Source organism: Mitsuaria sp. PDC51 (assembly GCF_900113225.1).
Classification (GTDB): Bacteria; Pseudomonadota; Gammaproteobacteria; order Burkholderiales; family Burkholderiaceae_C; genus Roseateles.
The window spans coordinates 410824-434395 of record NZ_FOZE01000002.1; the positions used below are offsets into that span (position 1 = coordinate 410824).

The following is a 23572-nucleotide window of genomic DNA, read 5'->3' on the forward strand; positions in this document are numbered from 1 at the left end:
CAGGTGCGCCTGATGGAGACCCCTCACCCCTCCCTCTCCCTGTCCGCGGGGAGAGGGTGTCATCGAGGCACGAGTTGATTTCGCAAGAGCCGCCGAGTTACCCCCGGCGGCTTTCCTTTTGGGGCGTCACAAGCGCCCGACGACACGACGGAGACTTCCCTTGAACACCTCCACCATCGCTGCCCCGGGCGGCGCCGCCGGCAGCGCCGCGCAGGCCGCGCCCAAGATGCCGCCGCAGATCCCCTTCATCATCGCCAACGAGGGCTGCGAGCGTTTCAGCTTCTACGGGATGCGCAACATCCTGACGGTATTCCTGATGACCAGCCTGCTGCTGGCCATTCCTGAACCGCTGCGCAAGGGCGAGGCCAAGGAGGTGTTCCACACCTTCGTGATCGGCGTCTATTTCTTCCCGCTGCTGGGCGGCTGGCTGTCCGACCGCTTCTTCGGCAAGTACAACACCATCTTCTGGCTGAGCCTGGTGTACTGCGCCGGCCACGCCTGCCTGGCGATCTTCGAGGACAACCTGCGTGGCTTCTACTTCGGCCTGTTCCTGATCGCGCTGGGCTCGGGCGGCATCAAGCCGCTGGTCAGCTCCTTCATCGGCGACCAGTTCGACAAGAGCAACCGCACGCTGGCGCAGAAGGTCTTCGACGCCTTCTACTGGATCATCAACTTCGGCTCCTTCTTCGCCTCGCTGCTGATGCCGATCTTCCTGGACAGGTTCGGCGCCAGCGTCGCGTTCGGCATCCCGGGCGCGCTGATGTTCCTGGCCACCCTGATCTTCTGGAGCGGCCGCCGCAAGTACACCCATGTGCCGGCGGGCCAGTCGCACCGCGATCCGCATGGCTTCCTGAAGGTGGTGCGCACGGCGCTGCTGACGCAGGCGCCGGGCCAGGGTCGCGGCGGCCTGATCGTGGCCGGCCTGGGCGTGGTGCTGGCGATCGGGGCGCTGGCCCTGACGCCCAACCTGGGCTTCGTGATCGCCTTCTGCTCGGCGCTGGTGCTGGTCATGGGCTTCGGCGGCATCGGCGCCTGGATGCAGCTGGAACGCGCCCGGGCGGTGCATCCGGCCGAGGCCGTCGAGGGCGTGCGCCAGGTGCTGCGCCTGCTGGTGCTGTTCGCGCTGGTCACGCCGTTCTGGTCCCTGTTCGACCAGAAGGCCTCGACCTGGGTGCTGCAGGCCGACCAGATGGCCAAACCGGAGTGGTTCAAGTCCTCGATGATGCAGGCGCTCAATCCGGCCCTGGTCATGATCCTGATCCCGTTCAACAACCTGGTGCTGTACCCGCTGCTGGCCCGCCTGGGCCTGAAGGTGACGGCGCTGCGCCGCATGGGCGCGGGCATCGCGTTCGCCGGCTTGGCCTGGATCGTGGTGGGCGGGCTGCAGCTGTGGATCGACGGCGGCCACGCGGTCGACATCACCTGGCAGGTGCTGCCCTACGCGCTGCTGACGCTGGGCGAGGTGCTGGTGTCGGCGACCGGCCTGGAGTTCGCCTACAGCCAGGCGCCGCTGGCGATGAAGGGCGTCATCACCAGCTTCTGGAACCTGTCGGTGACCATCGGCAACTTGTGGGTGCTGCTGGCGAATTCGAGTGTCAAGGGTTCGGCGGTGACGGCCTACATCCAGTCGACCGGCACCAGCGTGACGGCCTTCCAGATGTTCTTCTTCGCCGGCTTCGCGCTGCTGGCGGCACTGCTGTTCGCGCTCTACGCGCGTGGCTACCGCATGCAGGACAACTACCGGGGCTGAAGCTCCATCTCCTCAAGGAAGCGACAACGATGAATCGACTCCTCTCGCTGGCCACCGCGCTGGCCCTCCATGCCGCGATCGCGACGCCGGCGGCGCTGGCACAGACCAGCGTCAAGCTCAACCTGGTGCCGCTGCCGTCGACGCGGCAACAGGTCGACCTGACCATGGACACCCGCATGAACATGTCCATGCGGCTGCCGGCGGACGCGCCCGAGCAGGCGCGCGCCGAGGCCGAGCAGCTGAAGGCCGCCATGCCGTTGACGATGACCATGGCGATGCGCCAGACGCTGTCGACCTCGGCCAAGGCGGCCGATGGCGGCTACACCCTGGATGCGGAGATGGCAACGCTCAAGACCGAGATGCGCAATGCGTCCGGTCAGCTTCAGCCGCTGCCGCCGCCGATGACCTTCCGCTTCAACGCGCGGCTGAAGGACGACCAGTTCGAGCAGATCGACATGCAGCTGCCTGCCACGGCCGCGTCCCAGGCGCTGAGCAAGGAGCTGCAGGAGCAGCTCTTCAACCAGAGCTTCGACTGGATGCGCAAGTTCAACGGCGTGACGCTGAAGGTCGGCGAATCGATCGAGGTGCCGGTCGAGATGAACCTGCCGATGGGCGCGTCCAAGCAGCTGGGCAAGGTGGTGGGCCGCTACACCCTGACCGGCGTGCGCCAGGGCGTGGCGTCGTTCGATGTCGCGGTGACGATGGCCATGGACGTCGCGCTGCCGGTGTCCGCGCCGGCGTCGGCGGCCGCCACCTCTGCCGCCGCCTCCAGCGCGACGGAGGCCACTCCCCCGGCGCCGGCCGCATCCGCGCCGGCCGAGGTGAAGGGCTCGATGACCGCGACCGGCAGCGGCAAGATGGACGTGCGCCTGGCCGACCGTCTGATGCTGCGCAGCACGATGTCGATGACGATGGGCATGGACATGGCGGGACCGCAGGGCAAGCTGCTGCGCATGGACACGCAGATGAACATGGCCAGCACCGGCAAGGCCTTGCCCGCTGTGAAGAAAAAGGCCGAGAAGGCCACGCCGGCCAAGCCCGCCAGCAAAGGCTGAGCGCCTGATGCGCGCCGGGGACCCGGCGGCGCCGTGACCAGGACCGCCCGAGGGCGGTCCTTTTTCTTGAGCGCGTCAGCGATCGAGAGCGGCAGCCCAGAACAGCGACAACAGGAAGGTCGCCATCAGCGCCAAGCAAAGCCATCGCTCGCTCTCGAAGAGCTTCACCGACATGTCGGCTTTCGCGTTCGCAACCTCCAAATGGATCGCCTGAGAAATCGCGAGCGCTTCTTGCGCGCTCACGCCGGCGTTGATCAAGGTCCTCGTCGTCTCAACGTTCATTGCATGGCTCCTGGCAAGGGGAACGGAAGGGATCCCACGAGCGAGGCAATCTAGGCGGAAGTGGATCCGGTTTCACTGGCCCATCCATGCGTCGTTGAACGCGCGCGCCTGGAGGGACGCTGCTGCCTCACCGCCGGCGCAGTTCGCGCATGCCGGGCAAGGTCGGGATGACCTCGCGCATCACTTGCTGGAACGCGCGCAGCCGGGCCGGCTGCAGGCGGCGCGACGGATACACGAGCGAGATCGGCAGCGGCGTCGCGCACCAGTCCGGCAGCAGCCGCACCAGGCGCCCTTGCGCGAGGTCGTCGATGACCGCCCATTGCGAGACCAGCGCCAGGCCCAGGCCGCGCCGCGCGGACTCGATCAAGGCAAACAGGCTGTCCGTGCCCAGCCGGGGCCGGAAGCCGATGTGCAGGCTCGCGTCGCCCGTCGCCGCGCGCAGGTCGATGCCGTCCCGGTAGAAGGCCAGCAGCGCCAGCCAGGGCTGCGCGCCGAGCAGCGCCGCGATCTCCTCCGGTGTCTTCCGGTCCAGGCCCTTGGGCAGCTTCTTCGCGAGCGACGGCGCGGCCACCAGCACCCGCGGGACCTCCGCCAGCTGCGTGGCGATCAGATTAGGCTGGCTGATCTCGCCCACGAGCAGGGAGCAGTCGACGTTCTCCCGGCTGAAGTCCGGCAACTGGTCCTGCAGCATCCATTCGACGGACACCCGCGGATGGCGCTTCAGGAAGGCGGCCAGCGGCTCGATCAGCTGGCTCTGCCCGAAGGCATGCGGCACCCGCAGCCGCAGCGTGCCGGAGAGCTCCTCGCCGCCGTCGAGCTCCTCGGCCAGCGTCTGCCAGCCATCGATCAGTTCCTGCGCCTGCGCGGCGCAGCGCTCGCCCTCCTCGGTCAGGCGCAGGCCGCGCGTCGAGCGCTCCACCAGCCGCGCGCCGAGCAGCGATTCGAGCATCTGCACCCGGCGGCTGACCGTCGGCTGGGTGGTCGCGAGCTGCAGCGCCGCCGCGGAGAAACTGCCCGCCTCCGCGACACGGAGGAAGGTCTGCAGCAGTGCGAGGCGGTCCTGGCCGCCGTCCCGGACAAGGTCTTTCATGGGGCGCTTTATACGCCGGGCGTATGGCCGCTGTGCATGCGGGGCCGGTTCCGCGGGCGGGCGCCGATCCGAAGAATGCGAGGCATCGCGGGGCCGGCGCGCCGCCGCCCACCGATTCCCGCTTCCTCGTTACCCTTCCGGAGTTGCCATGTCTGCCCTGCCGCTGACTTCGCCCTCGACACCCACCGTGACAACGACCTCGACCGCCTCGCCGCCGGATGCCGGCGCAACGCCCTCGGCGCCGCTGATCGTCCTGCTGGCCGCATCGGCCGGCCTGGGCGCCGCGTCGCTCTACTACAGCCAGCCGATCCTGGCCCCGCTGGCCGAGGATCTGCACGCCTCCACCGGCGGCATCGGCGCGGTGCCGATGCTCACTCAGCTCGGCTACGCCGCCGGCATCCTGCTGCTGACGCCGCTGGGCGACCGCTTCGACCGCCGCCGCGTGATCCTCACCAAGTTCGTGCTGCTGATCGCGACCCTGCTGATGAGCGGCTTCGCACCGGGCTTCGCGCCCTTCCTGGTCGCCAGCGCGCTGCTCGGACTGACGGCGACGCTGGCGCAGGACGTCGTGCCGATGGCCGCGGCGCTGAGCCCGGCCGAGCACCGGGGGCGCATCGTCGGCCAGGTGATGACCGGGCTGCTGCTGGGCATCCTGCTGTCGCGCGTGATGAGCGGCGTCATCGCGGACCTGCTGGGCTGGCGCTGGGTCTATGGCTTGGCGGCGCTGGCCCTGACCGTCGCGGGCCTGGCGAGCTGGCGCTGGCTGCCGTCCTCGCCGCCGGCGATGCGCACGACGTATGGCGGCCTGCTGCGCTCGCTGGGCGGCTTGTGGCGCACCTGGCCGACGCTGCGCCGCGCCGCGATCGCGCAGGGCTTGCTGGCCGTCGCCTTCAGCGCGTTCTGGTCGACGCTGGCGGTGATGCTGCATGCGCGCTTCGGGCTGGGCAGCGCGGTCTCGGGCGCTTTCGGCCTGGCCGGCGCGGCGGGCGCGCTGGCCGCGCCGCTGGCCGGCCGCATCGCCGACCGGCGCGGTCCCGGCGTGGTGACGCGGCTCGGCGCCCTGCTGGTGGTGCTGTCGTTCGCGGCGATGTCGGTCACCGCCTGGCTGGACCGTAGCGCGGCGATCGCCGTGCTGGTGGTGCTGGCCATCGTCTTCGACTTCGGCGTGCAGGCCGCGCTGGTCGCGCACCAGACCATCGTCTACAGCCTGGACCCGGCCGCGCGCAGCCGCCTGAATGCGCTGCTGTTCACCGGCATGTTCATCGGCATGGCGACCGGCGCCGCGCTCGGCAGCCTGCTGCTGGCGCACTGGGGCTGGCTGGGCGTGACCGGCCTGGCGACGGTCGCGAGCGCCGCGGCGCTGGTCGTGCGGCTCACGGCTGACGAGTGAGGCGCCTGGCGGGGCAAGCACCCCGCGTCTCTCGTCAGAGGAAGGCGGCGCGGATCTCGTCGAGGGCCAGCGGCACGATGCCTTCATCGACGCTGAAGATCGTGCGGGCCTGTTCGCGCTGCTGCACCCGTTCTCCGCGAGCCCGGACGTGCAGATCGAACAGCGTGTACAGATCCGGCCGGATGGTCTCGTGCATCGCGCGCAGCATCTGCGAGATGCGGCCGTGGTTGCCCGGCACCGCGTTGTGCCAATGGGGATGCTCGGTCAGCGCCAGATCCGCCCAGAGCATCTGGTGGCGTTCGAGATCCAGGATCAGTGGCAGACAGATCTTCGTGTTGGCGCTGATGTCGATCTTGTCGACCACCGTCCGGGCATCGAAGGCCTCGCCCGAGCCGGGATGACGCCGCGACATCCAACCGGCGAAGCATTCCGGCAGGTCGCAATAGGCCTGGGCCGTGTAGCTGTTGATGCACATCACGACGAAACGCGCGCCCCGCTGATGCACCTTCGGGAGATCCAGGTCGATGAACTCCGCCGCGCCCTGTGGCGCGTCGACGATGTCGCCGCTGTGCACGCCGTAGCCCCCCGTCCCGCGCAAGTTGTAGAAGCCGAGGGCCTCGACGAGCCGGTATTCGCTGTCGAACATGGCCGCGGACAGGTCGATGTCGGTGCGGCCGCGGCCGTTCTTCCACCACAGGAAGAAGCGCAAGGTTTCTCCCGTGGGCAAGGGCACGCGGCTCCCGCGCGCGAGCGTGCGCAGCGACTTGGAGGCGCTGCGCTGCGCCAACGGGATCATGTAGTTGCGCAGCGCCGGATCGATGTAGCTCGGGCCGAGCGGCGCCAGCTCGGCGAACCGTGCCAGCAGGGCCTGCTCACAGGCGTCGACGATGGTGGCGGCCAGCGCCTGCGGCACGGCAGGCCTCCGGTCCGCGATCGAGAAGATCTTCGACATCTCGCCTTTGGGCGTGAACGCGCGGATCGCCGGCGGCGCCGCGCGATGCCGGAAATGCGTCATGACCTGAAGCAGCACGGGCGTCGACACGCGCGGCGCGAGCGTCGCGAAGCGGACCGCCAGTTCCGGCGTGGCGGCAGGCGAGCGCAGCAGGACGTCGAGCTTGCGCGCGTACTCGCCGGGGCGCTCCGCCAACCGGGCCGCGGCGGTGGCGACATCGCCCGTCGCGAGCGCGCGCTCGACGCCGCTGGCCCAATTCGGAGGCGCCGTGTCGTTGCGCAATTGCTGGAAGGCCTCGTGCGCCTGCGGGAAGCGCTCGGCGAACTCGCCAGGATGCAGCCGCTCGCCCAATCGCTTCCAGGGCTCACGCCAGCGCATCATGTCCTCGACCGGACGGTGCATGCCCTCCAGGGCCTGGAGGATCAGCTTGCGCCAGGCGCGCCCCATGCGGCCAAAGCGCGTTGGCGCCGCCAGCGACGCATCGCCTTCGAAGAGCGAGACCGCGACGCGCAGCAGGTCGGTGGCAGTCCCGCACTGCGTCAGCAGGAAGGCGTTGGCGCGCTCACCCGGCACTTCCCGCAGCAGCATGGCGGCCACCAGCGCGAGGTTTTCCTTGAAGGGGAACTTCGCGGGCAAGAGGCGGAAGATGCCCTCGCGATACTGGCGGATGAACCAGGTCACATCCTCGCGATCCTGCTGCGACAGCGAAGTGGGTGCGCCCGCCAGCTGGGTGAAGATCCGTTCGAACTCCTCCGGACTGCCCAGATCGAGCACGCGCGGCCGCTGGCCTTCGAGCGCCGCTTCACGGCGCGGCTCGTCATCCGGCAAGCGGCTGTGCGTGAGGTAGTGATGGATCGCGTTGAGGAACAGCTCCGCGTCCGACGCCGCCATCACCTGGTCAGGAAAGCCGGGATAGAACGGCCGGTGCGCCTGATGCGCGCCTGTGAGCTGGTGAAGCTCGCGAAGAAGATCGCGCGACACCGACGCAAGCCGCGACGCGTCGAGCGTGGCGAGGCGCGCGGACAGCGCTTCAGACATGACGTAGCCCAGCCCCGTCAACTCCTTCTGAAGCGTGGCGAGCTGCGTGGACGTCGCCGCCCCTTCGCCGGCGGCCACATGCAGCTTCGATCGACGGCGGACAAAGATGGCGTGCAAGGTCGTCCCCTCCCCGGGCGCTCCGGAAAAAACAACGCCTGCCGGGCGGCAGGCGAAGGGCGGAAAGCGGAGGCTCTAGATCAGTGGAAGAGAAGGAAGAACCCCCATAGCCGCGCCGCGACCTTATCACGGGTGCCCGCCCCTTCGCCAATACCGCCTCTCGCGGGCCCGATCAGTCTCCGCGACCGAGGTAGGCCCGGATCGCGCTGATGCGGCCTTCGTCGTCAAAGTCCAGTACGTCGACCACGAACAGCTCGATGTGCCCGTCGACGACGATGCGCAGCTCGCCAGCGACGGAGCGGTCGCCTTCGAGCACGCGAAGCACGTCAATGCGGATCGACGCCGCGGATTCGAAGTTCTTGCGCGTCTCGGCGATCGCGGCATCGCGGCCCTTCACCGAAAGGTTCCAGTCGCGCAGCGTCACCTCGGGCGCGAGCATCGCGGCGATGCCGTCCAGGTCCTTCGCTTCGTAGCGGCGCAGGTAGTCGATGAAGATGGCTTGCAGGCTCATGAGGGGGTGTCGGACGGAAGGCAAGGAAGGCTGGCGCCAGGGCCGGCCCGGATCGCGGCGCATTGTGGCGCGAAGCGGCTGGCTCACACGCGACGGAACAGTCCCGGGTAGTCCACCACCAGGCCGTGCCCGTCGACCTCCAGGTCCGCGGTGAAGCCGGACCCATCCAGCGACTCGAAGCGATAGCGCCGCTCATCGAGCCGCCTATAGGCCTGAGCCTGGGGTCGCACGGTCAACGCGGTGCCATCGACCCACGCCATGCGGAACTCGCGCCGCTCGCCAACCGCCAGGGACACGCGCCGGATCGGAAAGCTGTTGGTGAACGGCGTGGGCCAGATGTCGATGTCGAGGCAGCCCTCCAGCGCGGGGAGCGCCGCGCCGCGGTCATCGGTCCAGTGCCCCTGCCCATCGGTGGCGAGGCCCATCGTTCGTGCGGCGACACCCTCCCCGCCGATCAGCGACAGCGCCGCATCGCGCAGGCACCACTGCGCGTCCCAGCTCAAGCGGTAATGGAGGCGGAACGGTCCGCGCTCGTCGTCGATCGCAACGACCAGCCCGTCGGCCTGCCCCTCCGAGAGGCGCAGATGTTCGATGCCGACGTCAGGATGCGAAGCGCTCCAGCTCGGGATCCAGCAAACGGTGCGGGGGATGGGCAACATGTCGGCTCCTGTCCCTGGCTGGGCAATCGACGTGCGAGAGCCGCTCGGGTCAATCCCGCGAGGGCGCCGGCGGCGAATGGCAGGCCACGCACAGCTTGTTCCCGTCGGGATCGCGGAAGTAGGCGCCGTAGTAGTGCTCGTGATATTCCGGGCGCAGGCCTGGCGCACCTTCGCAGCGGCCGCCGTGCGCAAGCGCCGCCGCGTGGGCCGCATCGACCATCACGCGCGAGTCGGCCATGAAGGCGGTCATCTGCCCGTTGCCCGCGGCGTGCGCCATGCCGTCGAAAGGACGCCCGATGAGGAAGAGCGGCCGCGGCCCCGGAACCGACTGCCAGCCGGCCCAAGGCCGCGTGGGATCGCAGAAGCGCTGCGGTAGCCCGAGCGCCGCCATCAGCGGCGTGTAGAACGCGAGCGACCGGTCGAAATCGCCGACGCCGATGAACACGTGCGAGAACATGGCGGTGCCGCGCTTACTGCGTCCGCCCGCGCCAGCCGAGGAGGCTCACGCCCAGCGCCACGAAGCACGCGCCGAAGCTGCGGTTCATGACCTTCACGCGGCGCGGGGACGCCAGGCCGCGGCGCAGCGCGCGGGCCAGCACGACGTAGAAGCCATGCGCCAGCACGGCGCACAGCGAGAAGGTCACCGTCAGCACGACGAAGTCGCGCATCGCCGTCTCCGGGTGATTCATGAATTGCGGAAACAGCGCGGTGAAGAACAGGATCGCCTTGGGATTCGTGAGCGCGACCAGGATGCCGCGCAGGAACAGCGCCCGGCGCGAGAGCCCCGCCGTTTCGGCCGCGGCCGCGTCGCCGTCCGCGATCGAGGCCATGCGCTCGCCCTGGCGCCATTGCTTGATGCCGAGCCAGATCAGGTAGCAGGCGCCCAGCAGCTTGACGACGAGGAAGGCCTTGGCCGAGGTGCTGAGCAGCACGCCCAGCCCGGCCGTCGTCGCGGCGGACACCGCCAGCAGCCCGATCGCATTGCCCAGCGAGCCGACCATCGCGCGCCGCGGCCCGACGCTGAGCGAGTTCGAGATCGCCATCAGCACGGCCGGTCCCGGCGTGAAGGTGACGAACAGCGCCACGCTGACAAAGCCCAACCAAGCGGTCACATCCACGACGAACTCCCAGCGCACGACACAGCGGCTATGTTAACGGCGGCGTTCTCGCAGCTAGGATCGCCCGATCGATTGACCCTCGAGCGGGAGTGCTCCATGCGATCGCTGTTCCACCTGGCCTATCACGTGCGCGACCTCGCCGATGCCCGCGCCTTCTATGGCGACGTGCTCGGCTGCGAGGAAGGCCGCAGCACCGACACCTGGGTCGATTTCGACTTCTTCGGCCATCAGATCTCGCTGCACCTGGGCGAGCCGTTCAAGACCGGCAACACCGGCAAGGTCGGCGATCACCTGGTCCCGATGCCGCACCTGGGCGTGATCCTGCGCATGCCCGAGTGGCGCGCGCTCGCGGACCGGCTGGAGGCGCGCGGCATCGAGTTCGTGCTCAAGCCCAGCATCCGCTTCGCCGGCCAGCCGGGCGAGCAGGCGACGATGTTCTTCCTCGACCCCTCGGGCAATCCGATCGAGATCAAGGGCTTCGCGTCGACGGACGGCATCTTCGCCACCTGATCGATGAGCGGCCCGCAATGTCCCGGAGGGACGCGATGAGCGATGCCGTCGCGATCGGCCCCCTGGTCCTGCCGTGGACCTTCGTCCATCTGTGCATCGCGGTCGCGGTGTCGAGCGCCGTGGCCACGGTGCTTGCCCGCCGGCGGCAGCTGGATGCCGGGCCGCTGCTCTGGCGATGCCTGCTCGTCGCATTGCTGTTCGCGCGGCTGGGCTTCCTCTATCAATACAAGGAGCTCTATGTCGAGCATCCTCTGAGCGTCTTCAACCTCCGTGATGGCGGCTGGTCGCCCGAGATCGGGATCATCGCGATGTGGATGTACGCGACCTACCGGTTGAGGAACGCGCCGGGCTTGCGCGTGCCGGCGACGGTGCCGCTGGCGATCGGGACGGCGCTGATCGTCGCGGGGCAGATCCAGCTCGCGCTGCAGCCCGCTTCCGCGCCGCTGCCGGCGCTCCAGTTCACGCAGTTGAACGGCGAGCGCCTGGATCTCGCCGCGCGCGATGGCAAGCCCGTCCTCGTCAACCTGTGGGCGACCTGGTGCGGGCCCTGCGTGCGTGAGATGCCGATGCTCGCGCAGGCGCAGCGCGATCGCCCCGACGTGCGCTTCGTGTTCATCAACCAGGGCGAGGACGCGCCCCATGTCGCCAAGTGGCTGAGCGCTCAGCGCCTCACGATGGACAACGTCGCCATCGATGAACGGCGCCAGGCGAGCGCGACCTTCCAGCAGGCGGGTTATCCGACGACGCTGCTCTTCGATGCATCCGGCCGCCTGGTGGCCAAGCGCACCGGCGAGTTGTCGGAGCCTGCCCTTCAGGCGATGCTGACGCGGCTGCGCTGAGAGAGTCGGCATCGTGCATCCCTCTGCATCCCACACCATGCAACTCCGCACCATCATGCTCGACGACACCGCCGCCATCGACCTGATCGCGCAGCGCATGCGGGCGACGCTCGTCGAGGTCGAAGGCGAGGAGGCTGGCGGCGGCATGTACTCGATGGACTGGCTGCGCGACCGCGTGCGATGGCATCTGGACGGGCGCGCCGCCGAAGTGGTCATCGCCGAGGATTTAACCGGCGCGATCGTTGGCCACACGATCTACCGGATTGAAGCGGATGCGGACGACGCACCGTTCGGCCTCGTCTCCACGACCTACGTCGTGCCGCAGGCACGGCGGCTCGGCGTCGCGCAGCAGTTGCTCGCGCGCGCCGAGTCCTGGTTCCGCGGACATGGCCTGCCCCAGTGCTGCACCTGGACCTCGTCGACGAACGCGCCGCTGATCGCGCTCTACGCGCGCAACGGCTTCGTGCAAGTCGAGCGCGCCCTCAACGAGCTGTCGCGCACGCCCATGGTCCGCCTCGCCAAGCAACTCGCTGCACGGTGAAGAAACTCGCCGGCTGATCTCCCCTGAAGACAGGGCCGCGGGCACGCACCTTGCCGCCTCTGCGGCATGAACGCTCCATCCCGCACCGCCCATCTCTACCTCTTCGAGGGCTTCGCCGACTGGGAGGCCGCTTATGCGGTCGCCGGCATCAACACGCCGGAATTCCAGAAATCGCCAGGCACCTGGCAGGTGAAGACCGTCGCCGCCGCGGGCGCCAACCTGGCGCGATCGATGGGCGGGCTGTCGGTGATGCCGGACATCCGGCTCTCGACGCTGTTCCCCGACGACAGCGAGCTGCTGATCCTTCCCGGCGGCGCCGGCTGGGACAAGGGCGAGCACCTGGAAGCAGCGAAGAAGGCCAAGGAGTTCCTCGATGCCGGCAAGCGCGTGGCCGCGATCTGCGGCGCCACGGCGGGCCTGGCGCGGCTCGGCGTGCTCGACGACCGCCAGCACACCAGCAACGCGCTGGCCTACCTGAAGGGCGTGCCGGAATACGGCGGCAGCGACCGCTACGTCGACGAGCCCGTCGTCATCGACCGCGGGCTGATCACCGCCGGCGGCATGTCGGCGCTGGACTTCGCGCGCGCCATCTTCGAGACGCTCGACGTCTACGAGCACCAGACGCTCGAGGCCTGGTACCAGCTGAACAAGACCGGCCAGTCGGCCTGGTTCGCGAAGATGGCACAGGGCGAAGGACGCTGATCGGCGCTGAGCAGCGCGGGCCGCTCGCCCTCACCGCCCGTCAACCGCGTTTCAGCCGCGGTTCAGCCGCGTTTCAGCCGCCTTTCGCCGCCGTCACGATCCCCTGCCCGGCCGCCCAGGCGCCGATGTCGTCCCGGCGGATCGCCGCGGCCATCAGGCCCGGGAACGCATCCGGCGTGCAGGCGAACGACGGCACGCCCAGCGCGGCGAGCTTCGCCGCGAGCGCGCGGTCATAGGCCGGCGCGCCTTCGTCGCTGAGCGCCAGCAGCGCCACGCACTGCACGCCGCTCTCGACCAGCGACGCCGCGCGGCGCAGCAGCTGCGGCTCCACGCCGCCTTCATAGAGATCCGAAATCAGCACGAAGATCGTGTTGCGCGGCTCGCGGATCAGCGACTGGCAATAGGCCACCGCGCCGTTGATGTCCGTGCCGCCACCCAGCTGGACACCGAACAGCAGATCCACCGGATCGTCCAGCTGCTCGGTCATGTCGACGACCGCCGTGTCGAAGACCACCAGCTTCGTGCTCACCGCCGGCAGCGAGGCCAGCACCGCGCCGAAGATGCTCGAGTACACCACCGAGTTCGCCATCGACCCGCTCTGGTCGATGCACAGCACCACCTCGCGCTGCGGCCGCCGCGCCTTGCGGCCGAAGCCATGCAGCGTCTCCGGGATCACCGTGCGATGCGTCGGCTGCCAATGCCGCAGGTTGGCGCGGATGGTGCGGTGCCAGTCGATCTCCGCCAGCCGCGGCCGGCGGTTGCGCTGGCTGCGGTCCAAGGCGCCCGTCACCGCCGCGCGCATCGGCTCCTCGAGCCGCTTCATCAACTCGTCGACGACCTGGCGCACCACGCGGCGCGCCGTCTCCTTCGTGCCCGCCGGAATCACCCGCGACAGCGCCATCAAGTTGGCCACCAGGTGCACGTCCGGCTGCACGCCCTGCAGCATCTCCGGCTGCAGCAGCATGTCGCGCAGGTTCAGACGCTCCAGCGCGTCCTTCTGCATCACCTGCACCACCGTGCTCGGGAAGTACTTGCGGATGTCGCCCAGCCAGCGCGCCACGCGCGGCGCGGAGTTGCCTCCCCCCCCGCGCCGGTCGTCGCCCAGCCCGCCGTGATCGTCGTACAGCGCGCTCAGCGCCTGGTCCATCTCCGCCGCCTCGCCGCTCAACGCGCCGCAGCTGTCCTGCGCCTCGCCGCCAAGCACCAGCCGCCAGCGGCGCAGGCGATCCGCGTCGTTCCTTTCGTCCGAGCCGCTCATGCGTCCACTCCCAACATCGCGCGCAGCAGCGGCAGAGGCAATGCCGCGCGCGCCTCATCCCATTCCGCCCGGGCCGGCGCCATCTCCGTGCCGCCGCCCTTGCGCGCCGCGCGGTGACCCAGGTCACGGCGCTCAGCCGCGTCGAAATGCGCGAAAGTCCGCCGCACCAGCGGCAGCACGCGGATGAAATGTTCCTCGTCGAGCCCGCGCAGCCACGCATCCACCAAGGGCCAGACGCCATCGTGATGCAGCAGCACCACCGCATTGCGGTTCAGGAACCCATCCAGCCACGCCGCCGCCTTGCCCGGCTCGGCCGCGCGCGACAGATGCAGCGAGATCGCCGTGCCCGCGTCCTGCGCCGTGATCAGGCCGTCGTCGAGCAACAGCCGCGTGCAGAGCCCGCGCAGCAAGGCATGCGCGCCCTCACGCGCCGCGAGTTGCGCGATCGCGGCTCGCCATTGCGCGGAGGGCTCGGTCTGCCGCCCCGGATCGCGCAAGCGGATCGCCGATTGCGCGCCCAGCACGCGATCGCGGCACTGCGCGGCCGCCGCGTCGTCGAGCGAATCGCCCGCCAGCGGCAAGCTGATCGCCGCCCGCGTGACCAGGCCATCGAAGACATGACCCACCATCGCCGCGTCGGTCTGCCGCACGTTGCCGTAGCGGAAGACATTGGCGAGCGGCGGCAGCGCCGCCAGCAGCTGATCGGCATCCCCGGTCACCGCGGCGTGATCCTGCAGCGCGCGCGACGCGACGAACACCGCCTGCGGCAGATCGGCCAGCAGCACGCGGTCCACGAGCTCGGCCAGCGCGCCCAGCGTACGTTCGCCGCCGCAGCGCTCGGCCACCGCCGCCGTCGCCGCCTGCGCGACCGACTGGCCCCAGCGGCTGGCCTCGATCAGGCGCAGCGCGAATTCCGGCTGCCATTGCAGCGACCACAGCTCGTGGAAGGTGCCACGCGAGGACTTGCCCGTGCGCGCGATCTCGCCCCACGGCAGATCGATCAGCCGCAGCCGGTGCAGCAGATGGCTGCGCGCCAGGTCGTTGGGCTGACGCAGGTCCAGGTCCAGGGTCTTCTGCGTCGCCTCCGGCTTCATCCGCAGCGACTTCTGCATCTGTTCGAGATCGCGCTGCAGCGGCACCGTCGGCACGCCGGCCGGCACCTGGCCGAGCCGGTCGCCGATGACCAGCTCGTCGCGGATGAAACCGAGCACGGCCTCGTCGCCCAGCGTCATCACGGTGCGCGTGGCCTCGTGCAACTCGTCCAGGCCCGGCGCCGGCCGTTGACGCAGCGCGGCCAGCGTGTCGGCCAGGCGGCTGGCCTCGATCAGGTGGGCGGAGGAGCAGTCCAGGTCGCGCTCGCGCATCAGCCGCGCGACGCGCGCCAGCCAGCCGATCGCGCGCGGCCGCCGCTCGCCATCGAGGCCGCTCAGCCACAGGTGCTCGTACCAGCCCGGCGAATGGATGCCGGCGCCGTAGCCGCTCTCACGCGCCAGGTGGCGATAGGTCCACGGCACCCAGGTGCTGCTGACCTTCAGCTTGGGCAGGCCCTTGAGCAGCGCCTGGTCCGCCTTCATCGTGATGTCCGCCTGCAGGCCGCCGAGGTGCCACGCGCCGCAGACCACCGCGATGCGCTCGAAGCCCTCCTTGCGCGCGGCGCGGATGCACTGCCGCATGTGCGCCTCGCGCAGCACCTCGCGGCGTGCGCGCGGCGTCTTCGGATCGAGCGTCTCGTCATCGCCGGATTCGGCGCGTAGCGTGGTCATCGCCTCGCCGATCGCGGCGAAGAGATCCTCGCCGTCGCCGCGCTCTTCGACCATGTGGTTCCACCACGCCTCGCCATCGGCGTAGCCCGCCGCGCGCGCGAACCAGTCCAGCGGATCGCCACGGCGCGACGGCGCGGGATCAGGCGTCTCGGCGGAGACGGGCTGCGCCTGCTGATCCCCCGCTTGTTGTGCCCCGACTTGCTGTGCCCCCGCTTGCTCGTCGTCCGGCTCGTTCCCGTCCGGCTTGTCGTCTTCCGAATTCAGCTGACCCGCCTGCTCGAGCGCCAGTGACACGCCCACCGGCAGGTCGATGAACCGCGCCGGCACGCCGGCCCCGGCCGCCCAGCGCAGGGCCTGCCATTCGGGCGAGAAGCTCGCGAACGGGTGGTACACCGCGCGGCTCGCGTCCTCGACGCCATGCGTCAGCAGCGCCACCGGCGGCGTCATGTCGGCCTCGAGCGCCGCCGCGACGAGGCCATCCGCCTCGGGCGGCCCCTCGATCAGCACGCAGTCCGGCTTCAATGCCTCGAACGCGGCCAGCAGGCTGCGCGCGCAGCCTGGCCCGTGGTGCCGGACACCGAAGTAATGGACCGGATCGCTCATGGCCTCTCGCGGTTCCGCGCTCAGGACTGCTCGCGGCAGGCGCGATACAGGTCCTTCCAGTCGGCGCGTTCCTTGACGACGGTCTCGAGGTACTCGGTCCACACGACCTGGTCCTGCACCGGGTCCTTGACGATCGCGCCGAGCAGGCCCGAGGCCACATCGCGCGGGCGCATCACGCCGTCGCCGAAGTGGCCCGCCAGCGCCATGCCGCTGTTGATCACCGAGATCGCCTCCGCCGTCGACAGCGTGCCGCTGGGCGACTTCAGCTGCGTCTTGCCGTCCTCGGTGCGGCCGTTGCGCAGCTCGCGGAAGATCTGCACGATGCGCCTGACCTCCTTCAGCGCCGGCGGCTCGGCCGGCAGCTGCAGTGCGGCGCCCAGCTCCGCGACCCGCTTGACCACGATGGACACTTCCGCGTCCTCGCTCGCCGGCACCGGCAGCACCACCGTGTTGAAGCGCCGCTTGAGCGCGGCCGACAGCTCGTTCACGCCCTTGTCGCGGTTGTTGGCCGTGGCGATCACGCTGAAGCCGCGCGTGGCCTGCACCTCGCCGCCGAGCTCCGGAATCGGCAGCGTCTTCTCCGACAGCACCGTGATCAGGCTGTCCTGCACGTCGGCCGGGATGCGCGTCAGCTCCTCGATACGCGCGATCTTGCCGGCCCGCATCGCCTTCATCAGCGGACTCGGTACCAGCGCCGCCTCGCTCGGGCCGTTGGCCAGCAGCTGCGCGTAGTTCCAGCCGTAGCGCAGCTGTTCCTCGCCGGTGCCGGCGGTGCCCTGGATCAGCAGCGTCGAGTCGCCGCTGACCGCCGCCGACAGATGCTCCGAGACCCACGACTTCGCCGTGCCCGGCACCCCGTAGAGCAGCAGCGCGCGATCAGTGGCGAGCGTCGCGACGGCGATCTCCATCAGGCGCTCGTCGCCGATGTACTTGGCGCTGACTTCGAAGCCGTTCTCCAGCGTGCCGCCCATCAGGTAACGCAGCACCGCCCAGGGCGACATCGCCCAGTTCTCGGGACGCGGGCGCGTGTCCTGGCGCTTCAGCTCGGCGAGCTCCTCGGCGTACTGGTGCTCCGCGTGGCGGCGCAGGACCTGCGAGGCGGCGGAAGTGTCGGGCGTGGTCGTCATGGGGTCCTCGGGGTCGGATCCGGTTGAAGAGCGATCAGGGCGCGGCGCAGCGCGGCCGTCTGCACGACGGCCTGCAGCATGTCCGCGTAGGCGGCGGTCTCGCCGGCCGCGCGCTGGTCGGCGATCGAGCCGTAGGCGGACAGGCAGTCGGGATGCACGACGGCGCCAAAGTCGGCCAGCATCGCGCGCACGGTGTAGTCGTCCTTGAGCGTGCCGGCGCGGGCGCGCGTGAGCAGCTGCTCGGTCAGCGCCTGCGACAGCAGCGGACCGAGCGTCTCGCCGCCGCTCGCCGCCGCGATCAGCGCGGACAAGGGAAGCGTGCCTTGCTGCAAGTGGCGTAGCCAGTAGCGCTCGCGGCGCGCCTGCGGCAGCCAGCCCAGCACCTGCGCCGCGCGGTGCGACTCGATGCCCGCGCCAAGGTCGCCGAACGCGTGGTCGAGGAAGGCCTCGCACCAGTCGATCTCGCGCGTGGCGCCGAGCACGCCGAACCAGCCGCGCTGCAACGCCTCGGCCCAGTCGGTCTTGCGCGCCCAACCGAGCAGCTCGGCGGGCGTCATGCCGGTGGTTTCGGTCCACCAGGTCAGCGGCACCTGACGCACCAGCTGGAACAGCCACCAGCCGCGCTCGCCGAGCTTCTCCGTCTGGGGGCGCTCGGCGATGAGTTGATCGGCGGCCCAATCGCTGTCGGCGGCGGCCGGCGCGTCGATGACCCAGTGCTGGCGCAGCAGCACACGCTCGCTGCGCAGCAGCGGCGCGAGGCGATCGATGGCGCGACGCGGATGCACCGCGCCGGGCAGCCGCAGCAGCAGGCCGAGCGCGACGTCGCGCACCTCGCGGCTGCGATCGACACGCAGGCGGTCGAGCAGCGCTTCGTCGTCGAGGGAAAGCCCGACGGCGAGCTGGGACGCGAGATCGGCGCGCTCCTTCGCGGGCAGTTCGGCCAAGGCGGCTTCAAGCCGGGCGCGGCCGGCGGCGGCATCGGCCGCGCGCTCGCGGGCGAGGAAGGCGCGGCGCTGCTCGAGCGTGCCCTCGGTCCACTGCGAGTCGTCAAGGGCCTCGCCGCCGACACCGGCCGCATAGCGCCACTCCTCGCGCTGGCGGGCAAGCCACAGGCCGCGTTCGCCGAGCACCGGCAGCAGCGGCGCCCGCAGCGCCACCGAGCGCCGGCCGAGTTCGAGCGCCTGCGGCAGGAGCGTCTCGGGCAGGCGCAGCCCGGCGGCGGCCAGGTCCGCGAAGAGCTGCTGTTGGAGCCGGGTCGGCGCTTCGTTCAGCGCCCAGCGCAGCAACGATCGCAGGTGTCCGCCCTGCCCGTCCGGGACCACCGGCCGGCGGTCCGCCGCGGCCGGTTCCGGCGGCGCGGCGGCCCAGGCGCGGTCCTGCAGGCCGGCGGCCTCGCAGGCCGCGATGACGGCCATCGTGCGCAGGACCTGGCCAGAAGGGCTGTCCGCGGCCAGCGCGGCCTGCGCCGCGAGCTGGCCGATTGCGCCGGACCATTCAGGCAGCGGTCCGGGCTGGCGTTCGGTGCCGACCATCGCGATCGGTAGCAGCGGCGTCCAGGCGCTCATGCGGCGCTCCGCGTCCAGAGGGGCCGCGCCGATCCGGCGGCCCATGCGGTCAAGGGACTCAGGCGCACGCCGTCCCATTCGCCCATGACGTCGAGCGGATGCGCGCCGGAGACCGCCATCAGCGACCACCAGTCCTCATCGCCCAGACGCAGCGGCACGGCGCGGCCCTCGGCGGTCAGATGCGGCCCTGCGTCGGAGGCGACGGGCGTCGCGTTGGCGAGCACCACGGGATGCAGGGACGCGAACGGATGCGCGGCGATGCGCTGCGCGACGCGCTCCCATTCGGCGCTCCAGGCCTGCGGGGTCACGCCCGCGGCGGCTTCGGTGGAGGCCGGCTCCGTCGATGGCGCCTCGTCCGCGACCAGCGCGCGCAGCGGCGCGCCGCCGGGATAGAAGACCAGCGTGAGGTCCTTGCCGGAACCCGGCAGCCACAGCCCCTCGAAGCCGCGTCCGCCATGCGTGTGATCGAGCAGCCAGGCGCGGCGGCCGGAGCGCGCGCCGTGCAGCCAGACGCGGCGTTCGTTGAGGCGCGCATCGCGTTCCTCGACGATGACGCCGATGACGGTCCAGCGATCGGTCAGGCGCTCGCCCGTGGCGAGCACCTCCGCCTGGTCGAGCGGCCAGCCGCAGACGGTGCGCAGATCCGCCTGGACGGCGGCCGGCAGCGCCTCGCGCCGGCCGATCGCCTCGCAAGCCAGCTGCAGCAGGCCCAGGCGCGCGAGCATGCGCTCGGGCCAGTCCGCGCCGGCGCGCCAGCCATCGGCGGCCGCGGTGAGCCGCTGCCCGAGCCCGGGCGCCTGCGCATCGACCATGCGGGCGGCCATCGTGCGCCAGCCGCGGATCGCGGCGTCGTCGAGCGCGCCGAGGCCGCGGCCGATCTGATCGCCGAGCCAGCGTTGCAGTTCGCCGGCGGCCTCTTCAATGCGACGCCAGCGCTGCGCTTCGCGCTTGGTCGCGCCCTCCGGATCGGCAAGCGCCGAGGCGGCCTGCGCGGGATCGACGCCGTCGGCGAGCTGGACCGCGCGCTCGGCGGCGCGGTCGGCGGCCTTCTGGTCGCGCTCTTCCTTCTTCTGCGCCCGCTCGCCACGCGAGGCCAGCCATTCGGCGACCCAGGCGGGCGGCTCGCCGCCGCTGAACTTCGACGCGTCCTGCGCGCGCAGCATCAACAGCGCGAGGCCATGCTTGCAGGGGAACTTGCGGCTGGGGCAGGAGCAGCGGAAGGCGGGACCGCTCAGGTCGACCTGCGTCTGGTACGGCTTGGAGCCGCTGCCCTGGCACTCGCCCCAGACGGCGGCGTCATCGGCGCCGAGCAAGGGCCACTTGGCCAGCGAAGTGAGCCCGCGCGCGGCCTTCGCCGATGCCTCGTCCGGCGCCAGCGCCAGCACTCCCTCCATGGTCAGCGTCATGCTGGCCCGCTCCCTGATTGATCGTTGTCCGGTCAGTTGGGGCGGAGTCTAGCTGCCCGTCGCGGCCCCAAGGCCGCAAGGTCTCACGGCAGCCGCGCCAGCGCCTCCAGATACCTCGGCGCGAGCATCAGCTCATCCCAGGTCAGCGGCGCGGACTGCGGCACCAGCGCCGCGCGGCGCGCCTCGCTGTCGATCGCCGGCATCCAGGCCCCGGTCGACTGCGCCACGGTCAGGCCGTCCAGCAGTTCATCGATCGCGCGGCCGCCCTGCTCCAGGCTCTGATTGCACAGCAGCACCAGGTCGCAGCCCGCATCCAGCGCCGCCAGCGCGGCCTCGGTGTACCCGACCGGCCGGCCTTCGATGACGCGCGCCGCCGCCATGCCCAGGTCGTCGCTGAACACCGCGCCGGCGAAGCCCAGCCGGTCGCGCAGGATGTCCTGCAGCCAGCGGCGGCTGAAGCCCGCCGGCCGGCTGTCCACCTTGCGGTAGATCACGTGCGCCGGCATCACCGCCGACAGGCTCAGGCTCAGCCACTCGAAGGGCCGCACGTCCTCCGCCAGGATGGCCTTCAGCGAGCGCGTGTCCACCGGCACGCCCACATGCGAATCGACGCTCACCGCGCCATGCCCCGGGAAGTGCTTGCCGCAGCTGCCCATGCCGGCCAGCGCCAGGCCCTGCATCAGGCTCTGCGCCAGCAGGCTCACCACCCGCGGATCGCCGTGGAAGCTGCGCGAGCCGATCACCGGACTCACCGATTGCCGCGAGGCGTCCTGGTGGTCCAGGTCGAGCACCGGCGTGAAGCTCATGTCGACGCCGCAGGCCCGCAGCTCCAGCGCCAGCACCAGGCCGGTGGCCGTCGCGGCCTGCACCGCGCGCATCGCATCGTCCATCCACAGCTCGCCGAGCGTGCGCATCGCCGGCAACGCGGTGAAGCCATCGGTGCGGAAGCGCTGCACGCGGCCGCCTTCCTGGTCGACCGCGATCAGCAGGTCCGGCCGCAGCGACTTGGCCTCGGCACACAGCGCCGTCAGCTGGGCGCGGCTCTCGAAGTGGCGCGCGAACAGGATCATCCCGCCGGTCAGCGGATGCGCCAGTCGGCGACGGTCGTCAGCGGTCAGCGTGGTGCCCGCGATGTCGAGGATCACCGGCGAATGCAGGGAATCGGTCATTGGTCTGTCTCTCTCGTTGAACAGGCGTCGTCGCGCCCGCATGGTTTCTGATCGTCGCGGCCGCGGCGAGGGCGGCGTCGCCGGCGCGGCTCAGTCCCGCGTCTCGACGACGACGAACGCGGTGGCGTAGTCCGTCTCGTCGCTGACGCTGACGTGGGCTCTCAGGCCCTTGGCCTCGAACCACTCGGCCAGGCCGTCGTGCAGCCGGATCTCCGGCTTGCCGCTGCGCGCCTTGACGATCTCGCAGGCGCGCCAGGTCATCGGCATGCGCATGCCCAGCCCGATCGCCTTCGAGAACGCCTCCTTCGCCGAGAACCGCGTCGCCAGGTAGGCGATGCCCCGCGCCGGGACCTTGGCATACCGCTCGCGGAACACCTCGATCTCGTGCGGGCCCAGCACCTTCCCGGCGAAGCGCTCCCCGCGCCGTTCGAACGTGCTGCGGATGCGCCGGATGTCGCAGACGTCCGTGCCGATGCCGTAGATCATCGCGACCCTTTCATGCGCGCCCGGTGCGCGTCTCGTGCCCGCTGCGTGGTGCTTGCGTGCGCAAATGCAATCAGACGTAGGCGCGCTGGATGCAGCGCTGGTAGTCCCGCACCGTCTCGGCATAACCGAGCTCGAGCGCATCCGCGATCAGCGCGTGGCCGATCGACACCTCCGCCACGCCCCGCACCTCGCGCAGGAAGCGCGTCAGGTTCTCGCGGTTCAGGTCGTGGCCCGCGTTGATGCCCAGGCCCTGCGCCAGCGCCGCGCGCGCCGCGGCGGCGAAACCGGCCGCCACCTCCGCCTCGCGCGGCGTGCCGAAGGCGCTCGCCCAGGTCTCGGTGTAGAGCTCGATGCGCTCCGCGCCCAGCGCCGCCACATGGACCATCGCTTCGGGCAGCGGGTCCATGAACAGGCTCACCCGCACGCCCAGCGACCGGCATTCGGCGATCATCGGACGCAGCCGCTCGGCATCGGCCGGCAGGTTCCAGCCGTGGTCGGAGGTGAACTGGTCCTCGCTGTCCGGAACGAAGGTCGCCTGGTGCGGACGGACTTCGCGGATGAAGTCCATCAGGTTCTGCGTCGGGTTGCCCTCGATGTTGTATTCGGCCTGCGGCCAGGCCTTCATCAGCGCGGCGAGCTCGCGCACGTCGTGCGCGCGGATGTGGCGCTCGTCGGGCCGCGGATGCACCGTGATGCCCTGCGCGCCGGCCTCCAGGCACCGCTGCGCCGCGCGCGTCACGCTGGGGATGCCCAGGTGCCGCGTGTTGCGCAGCAGCGCGACCTTGTTGACGTTGACCGAGAGCGCGCAGCGCGCGTCATGGCGACCGGATTCGGGAGCGATCAGCGGATTCATGTGAGCAGCTTCTGGACGTCGAGCAGCACCTGCCGCGTCCGCAGAGGACGATGGCCCAGATGATAGTGAAGCAGGCCGCGCAGCAGCGGCTTCAGGGTCGGCCCGGCGAGTTCGCAGGCCTGCTGCAGCGCCGCCTGGCTGCCATGCAGCAGCGCCGCCTGGATCTGGATGAAGGCCATGCCGGTGAGCTGCGGCGCGTCATGCGTGGGCACGATCACGCCGGACTCCGGCGCCAGCATGTAGGGCCGCTCCGGATCGAGCGGCGCCTGCGTCGTGGCCAGCACGCTCAGGTCAGGCAGCAGGCCGCAGGTCGCCAGCAGCGTCAGCTCGAAGGCGCGCAGCGCCGCCTGCGCATCGTCCACCGAGGCCAGGCGGGGCAGCAGCGCCGCATAGGCGTCGAACAGCCCCGGCTGCGGATCCTGCCGCGGCAGGAATTTCAGCAGCAGCTCGTTGACGTAATAGCCGCTGAACAGCGCCGCGCCGCTGGGCAGCGTCTGTCCGCCGACCCACTCGGCACCGCGCAGCGACTGCACCTCGGCCGCGCCGTCCTCGTTCATCTTCGAGGGCTTGGACAGCGTCACCTGCAGGCGCAGGAAGGGCAGCAGCACCGATCTCAGCTGCGAATAGGGTCGCTTGGCGCCCTTGGCGACGACCGCCAGCCGGCCGTGCTCGCGGCTGAACAGGTCCAGCACCAGGCTGGTCTCGCTCCAGTCGTAGTGGTGCAGGACAAAAGCCGCCTGCGTGGCGGGCGGCTTCGGGGCGCGGGTGGCCATGGGCGCGGATCGTCA

General features: G+C 70.6%; 23 protein-coding genes. 7 read left to right on the forward strand and 16 right to left on the reverse strand.

Annotated features, from left to right (window positions below):
* The first annotated feature begins 226 nt into the window (after positions 1 to 226).
* Both BM393_RS13215 and BM393_RS13220 read left to right on the forward strand, forming a co-directional pair.
* Complete coding sequence (locus BM393_RS13215) at positions 227 to 1750, forward strand: oligopeptide:H+ symporter (protein WP_091731458.1); 1524 nt, start codon at positions 227 to 229, stop codon at positions 1748 to 1750.
* A gap of 29 nt (positions 1751 to 1779) precedes the next feature.
* Positions 1780 to 2805, forward strand: a complete 1026-nt coding sequence (locus tag BM393_RS13220; RefSeq protein ID WP_091726535.1) for a hypothetical protein — start codon at positions 1780 to 1782, stop codon at positions 2803 to 2805.
* Between the two features lie 75 nt (positions 2806 to 2880).
* Here the strand turns inward: BM393_RS13220 and BM393_RS13225 are convergent, their stop codons facing one another.
* Together BM393_RS13225 and BM393_RS13230 are read right to left on the reverse strand one after the other, a co-directional pair.
* The gene (locus tag BM393_RS13225) at positions 2881 to 3087 is read right to left on the reverse strand and encodes a hypothetical protein (protein WP_091726538.1); all 207 of its coding nucleotides are present in this window, start codon (positions 3085 to 3087) and stop codon (positions 2881 to 2883) included.
* Positions 3088 to 3214: 127 nt separating this feature from the next.
* Entirely contained in the window at positions 3215 to 4177 is a 963-nt protein-coding gene (locus BM393_RS13230) for a LysR family transcriptional regulator (RefSeq protein WP_091726541.1), read from the reverse strand.
* A gap of 148 nt (positions 4178 to 4325) precedes the next feature.
* Here BM393_RS13230 and BM393_RS13235 point away from each other — a divergent pair, with 148 nt between their 5' ends.
* Positions 4326 to 5567, forward strand: coding sequence for an MFS transporter (locus BM393_RS13235; protein ID WP_091726546.1), 1242 nt, complete (start codon positions 4326 to 4328; stop codon positions 5565 to 5567).
* Positions 5568 to 5601: 34 nt separating this feature from the next.
* Here BM393_RS13235 and BM393_RS13240 read toward each other — a convergent pair whose 3' ends face one another.
* The 5 genes from BM393_RS13240 to BM393_RS13260 all read right to left on the reverse strand — a co-directional run bounded on the left by BM393_RS13240 (position 5602) and on the right by BM393_RS13260 (position 9962).
* Positions 5602 to 7674 carry a TerD family protein gene (locus BM393_RS13240; RefSeq protein WP_091726550.1) on the reverse strand — a complete coding sequence of 691 codons (2073 nt, stop codon included), beginning with the start codon at positions 7672 to 7674 and terminating at the stop codon, positions 5602 to 5604.
* Positions 7675 to 7846: 172 nt separating this feature from the next.
* A complete protein-coding gene (locus tag BM393_RS13245) occupies positions 7847 to 8185 on the reverse strand; it encodes a nuclear transport factor 2 family protein (RefSeq protein WP_091726555.1) in 339 nt (112 codons plus the stop codon).
* Positions 8186 to 8268: 83 nt separating this feature from the next.
* Positions 8269 to 8844 carry a putative glycolipid-binding domain-containing protein gene (locus BM393_RS13250; protein ID WP_091726559.1) on the reverse strand — a complete coding sequence of 192 codons (576 nt, stop codon included), beginning with the start codon at positions 8842 to 8844 and terminating at the stop codon, positions 8269 to 8271.
* A gap of 49 nt (positions 8845 to 8893) precedes the next feature.
* A complete protein-coding gene (locus BM393_RS13255) occupies positions 8894 to 9301 on the reverse strand; it encodes a VOC family protein (RefSeq protein ID WP_091726564.1) in 408 nt (135 codons plus the stop codon).
* Positions 9302 to 9314: 13 nt separating this feature from the next.
* Positions 9315 to 9962, reverse strand: coding sequence for a LysE family translocator (locus BM393_RS13260; RefSeq protein ID WP_091731463.1), 648 nt, complete (start codon positions 9960 to 9962; stop codon positions 9315 to 9317).
* A 96-nt stretch (positions 9963 to 10058) separates the two neighbouring features.
* On the opposite strand from BM393_RS13260, the gene BM393_RS13265 reads away from it, so the two are divergent.
* The 4 genes from BM393_RS13265 (at position 10059) to BM393_RS13280 (ending at position 12554) form a co-directional block, all read left to right on the forward strand.
* Positions 10059 to 10472 (forward strand): VOC family protein, encoded by a 414-nt coding sequence (locus tag BM393_RS13265; RefSeq protein ID WP_091726567.1) that lies wholly within the window; start codon positions 10059 to 10061, stop codon positions 10470 to 10472.
* 35 nt (positions 10473 to 10507) lie between these two features.
* Positions 10508 to 11311 (forward strand): TlpA disulfide reductase family protein, encoded by an 804-nt coding sequence (locus tag BM393_RS13270; RefSeq protein ID WP_175538333.1) that lies wholly within the window; start codon positions 10508 to 10510, stop codon positions 11309 to 11311.
* 37 nt (positions 11312 to 11348) lie between these two features.
* Positions 11349 to 11852 (forward strand): GNAT family N-acetyltransferase, encoded by a 504-nt coding sequence (locus BM393_RS13275; RefSeq protein ID WP_091726573.1) that lies wholly within the window; start codon positions 11349 to 11351, stop codon positions 11850 to 11852.
* 66 nt (positions 11853 to 11918) lie between these two features.
* Positions 11919 to 12554 (forward strand): DJ-1/PfpI family protein, encoded by a 636-nt coding sequence (locus BM393_RS13280; protein ID WP_091726577.1) that lies wholly within the window; start codon positions 11919 to 11921, stop codon positions 12552 to 12554.
* A 73-nt stretch (positions 12555 to 12627) separates the two neighbouring features.
* On the opposite strand, the gene BM393_RS13285 is transcribed toward BM393_RS13280, so the two are convergent.
* The 9 genes from BM393_RS13285 to recO all read right to left on the reverse strand — a co-directional run bounded on the left by BM393_RS13285 (position 12628) and on the right by recO (position 23557).
* A complete protein-coding gene (locus BM393_RS13285; RefSeq protein WP_091726582.1) occupies positions 12628 to 13812 on the reverse strand; it encodes a VWA domain-containing protein in 1185 nt (394 codons plus the stop codon).
* Positions 13809 to 16178 carry a DUF5682 family protein gene (locus BM393_RS13290; protein ID WP_091726588.1) on the reverse strand — a complete coding sequence of 790 codons (2370 nt, stop codon included), beginning with the start codon at positions 16176 to 16178 and terminating at the stop codon, positions 13809 to 13811. Before BM393_RS13290 ends, BM393_RS13285 begins: the two co-directional genes overlap by 4 nt.
* Positions 16179 to 16198: 20 nt before the next feature.
* Positions 16199 to 17305 carry an AAA family ATPase gene (locus BM393_RS13295; RefSeq protein ID WP_091726592.1) on the reverse strand — a complete coding sequence of 369 codons (1107 nt, stop codon included), beginning with the start codon at positions 17303 to 17305 and terminating at the stop codon, positions 16199 to 16201.
* Positions 17302 to 18870 carry a DUF5691 domain-containing protein gene (locus BM393_RS13300; protein ID WP_141225333.1) on the reverse strand — a complete coding sequence of 523 codons (1569 nt, stop codon included), beginning with the start codon at positions 18868 to 18870 and terminating at the stop codon, positions 17302 to 17304. The genes BM393_RS13295 and BM393_RS13300 overlap by 4 nt, the downstream gene beginning before the upstream one ends.
* Positions 18867 to 20276 carry an SWIM zinc finger family protein gene (locus tag BM393_RS13305; RefSeq protein ID WP_091726598.1) on the reverse strand — a complete coding sequence of 470 codons (1410 nt, stop codon included), beginning with the start codon at positions 20274 to 20276 and terminating at the stop codon, positions 18867 to 18869. Before BM393_RS13305 ends, BM393_RS13300 begins: the two co-directional genes overlap by 4 nt.
* 83 nt (positions 20277 to 20359) lie before the next feature.
* Complete coding sequence (gene nagZ / locus BM393_RS13310) at positions 20360 to 21445, reverse strand: beta-N-acetylhexosaminidase (protein ID WP_091726601.1); 1086 nt, start codon at positions 21443 to 21445, stop codon at positions 20360 to 20362.
* A 90-nt stretch (positions 21446 to 21535) separates the two neighbouring features.
* Positions 21536 to 21931 carry a holo-ACP synthase gene (gene acpS, locus BM393_RS13315; RefSeq protein WP_091726604.1) on the reverse strand — a complete coding sequence of 132 codons (396 nt, stop codon included), beginning with the start codon at positions 21929 to 21931 and terminating at the stop codon, positions 21536 to 21538.
* 70 nt (positions 21932 to 22001) lie between these two features.
* Positions 22002 to 22784: a pyridoxine 5'-phosphate synthase gene (locus tag BM393_RS13320; protein ID WP_091726607.1), complete on the reverse strand. Its 783-nt coding sequence runs from the start codon at positions 22782 to 22784 to the stop codon at positions 22002 to 22004.
* On the reverse strand, positions 22781 to 23557 hold the full coding sequence (gene recO, locus BM393_RS13325; protein ID WP_091726612.1) for a DNA repair protein RecO: 777 nt from the start codon (positions 23555 to 23557) through the stop codon (positions 22781 to 22783). The genes BM393_RS13320 and recO overlap by 4 nt, the downstream gene beginning before the upstream one ends.
* Positions 23558 to 23572: the final 15 nt, after the last annotated feature.

Excerpts from the sequence above, each read along its gene's own strand:
- BM393_RS13290 (WP_091726588.1), bottom strand. The coding sequence starts at position 16,178 with ATGAGCGATCCGGTCCATTACTTCGGTGTCCGGCACCACGGGCCAGGC.
- BM393_RS13275 (WP_091726573.1), top strand. The coding sequence starts at position 11,349 with ATGCAACTCCGCACCATCATGCTCGACGACACCGCCGCCATCGACCTG.
- BM393_RS13280 (WP_091726577.1), top strand. The coding sequence starts at position 11,919 with ATGAACGCTCCATCCCGCACCGCCCATCTCTACCTCTTCGAGGGCTTC.
- BM393_RS13215 (WP_091731458.1), top strand. The coding sequence starts at position 227 with ATGCCGCCGCAGATCCCCTTCATCATCGCCAACGAGGGCTGCGAGCGT.
- BM393_RS13305 (WP_091726598.1), bottom strand. The coding sequence starts at position 20,276 with ATGACGCTGACCATGGAGGGAGTGCTGGCGCTGGCGCCGGACGAGGCA.
- BM393_RS13285 (WP_091726582.1), bottom strand. The coding sequence starts at position 13,812 with ATGAGCGGCTCGGACGAAAGGAACGACGCGGATCGCCTGCGCCGCTGG.
- acpS (WP_091726604.1), bottom strand. The coding sequence starts at position 21,931 with ATGATCTACGGCATCGGCACGGACGTCTGCGACATCCGGCGCATCCGC.
- BM393_RS13220 (WP_091726535.1), top strand. The coding sequence starts at position 1,780 with ATGAATCGACTCCTCTCGCTGGCCACCGCGCTGGCCCTCCATGCCGCG.
- BM393_RS13245 (WP_091726555.1), bottom strand. The coding sequence starts at position 8,185 with ATGAGCCTGCAAGCCATCTTCATCGACTACCTGCGCCGCTACGAAGCG.
- BM393_RS13250 (WP_091726559.1), bottom strand. The coding sequence starts at position 8,844 with ATGTTGCCCATCCCCCGCACCGTTTGCTGGATCCCGAGCTGGAGCGCT.
- BM393_RS13270 (WP_175538333.1), top strand. The coding sequence starts at position 10,508 with ATGAGCGATGCCGTCGCGATCGGCCCCCTGGTCCTGCCGTGGACCTTC.
- BM393_RS13255 (WP_091726564.1), bottom strand. The coding sequence starts at position 9,301 with ATGTTCTCGCACGTGTTCATCGGCGTCGGCGATTTCGACCGGTCGCTC.
- BM393_RS13230 (WP_091726541.1), bottom strand. The coding sequence starts at position 4,177 with ATGAAAGACCTTGTCCGGGACGGCGGCCAGGACCGCCTCGCACTGCTG.
- BM393_RS13295 (WP_091726592.1), bottom strand. The coding sequence starts at position 17,305 with ATGACGACCACGCCCGACACTTCCGCCGCCTCGCAGGTCCTGCGCCGC.
- BM393_RS13265 (WP_091726567.1), top strand. The coding sequence starts at position 10,059 with ATGCGATCGCTGTTCCACCTGGCCTATCACGTGCGCGACCTCGCCGAT.
- BM393_RS13320 (WP_091726607.1), bottom strand. The coding sequence starts at position 22,784 with ATGAATCCGCTGATCGCTCCCGAATCCGGTCGCCATGACGCGCGCTGC.
- BM393_RS13300 (WP_141225333.1), bottom strand. The coding sequence starts at position 18,870 with ATGAGCGCCTGGACGCCGCTGCTACCGATCGCGATGGTCGGCACCGAA.
- nagZ (WP_091726601.1), bottom strand. The coding sequence starts at position 21,445 with ATGACCGATTCCCTGCATTCGCCGGTGATCCTCGACATCGCGGGCACC.
- BM393_RS13225 (WP_091726538.1), bottom strand. The coding sequence starts at position 3,087 with ATGAACGTTGAGACGACGAGGACCTTGATCAACGCCGGCGTGAGCGCG.
- recO (WP_091726612.1), bottom strand. The coding sequence starts at position 23,557 with ATGGCCACCCGCGCCCCGAAGCCGCCCGCCACGCAGGCGGCTTTTGTC.
- BM393_RS13235 (WP_091726546.1), top strand. The coding sequence starts at position 4,326 with ATGTCTGCCCTGCCGCTGACTTCGCCCTCGACACCCACCGTGACAACG.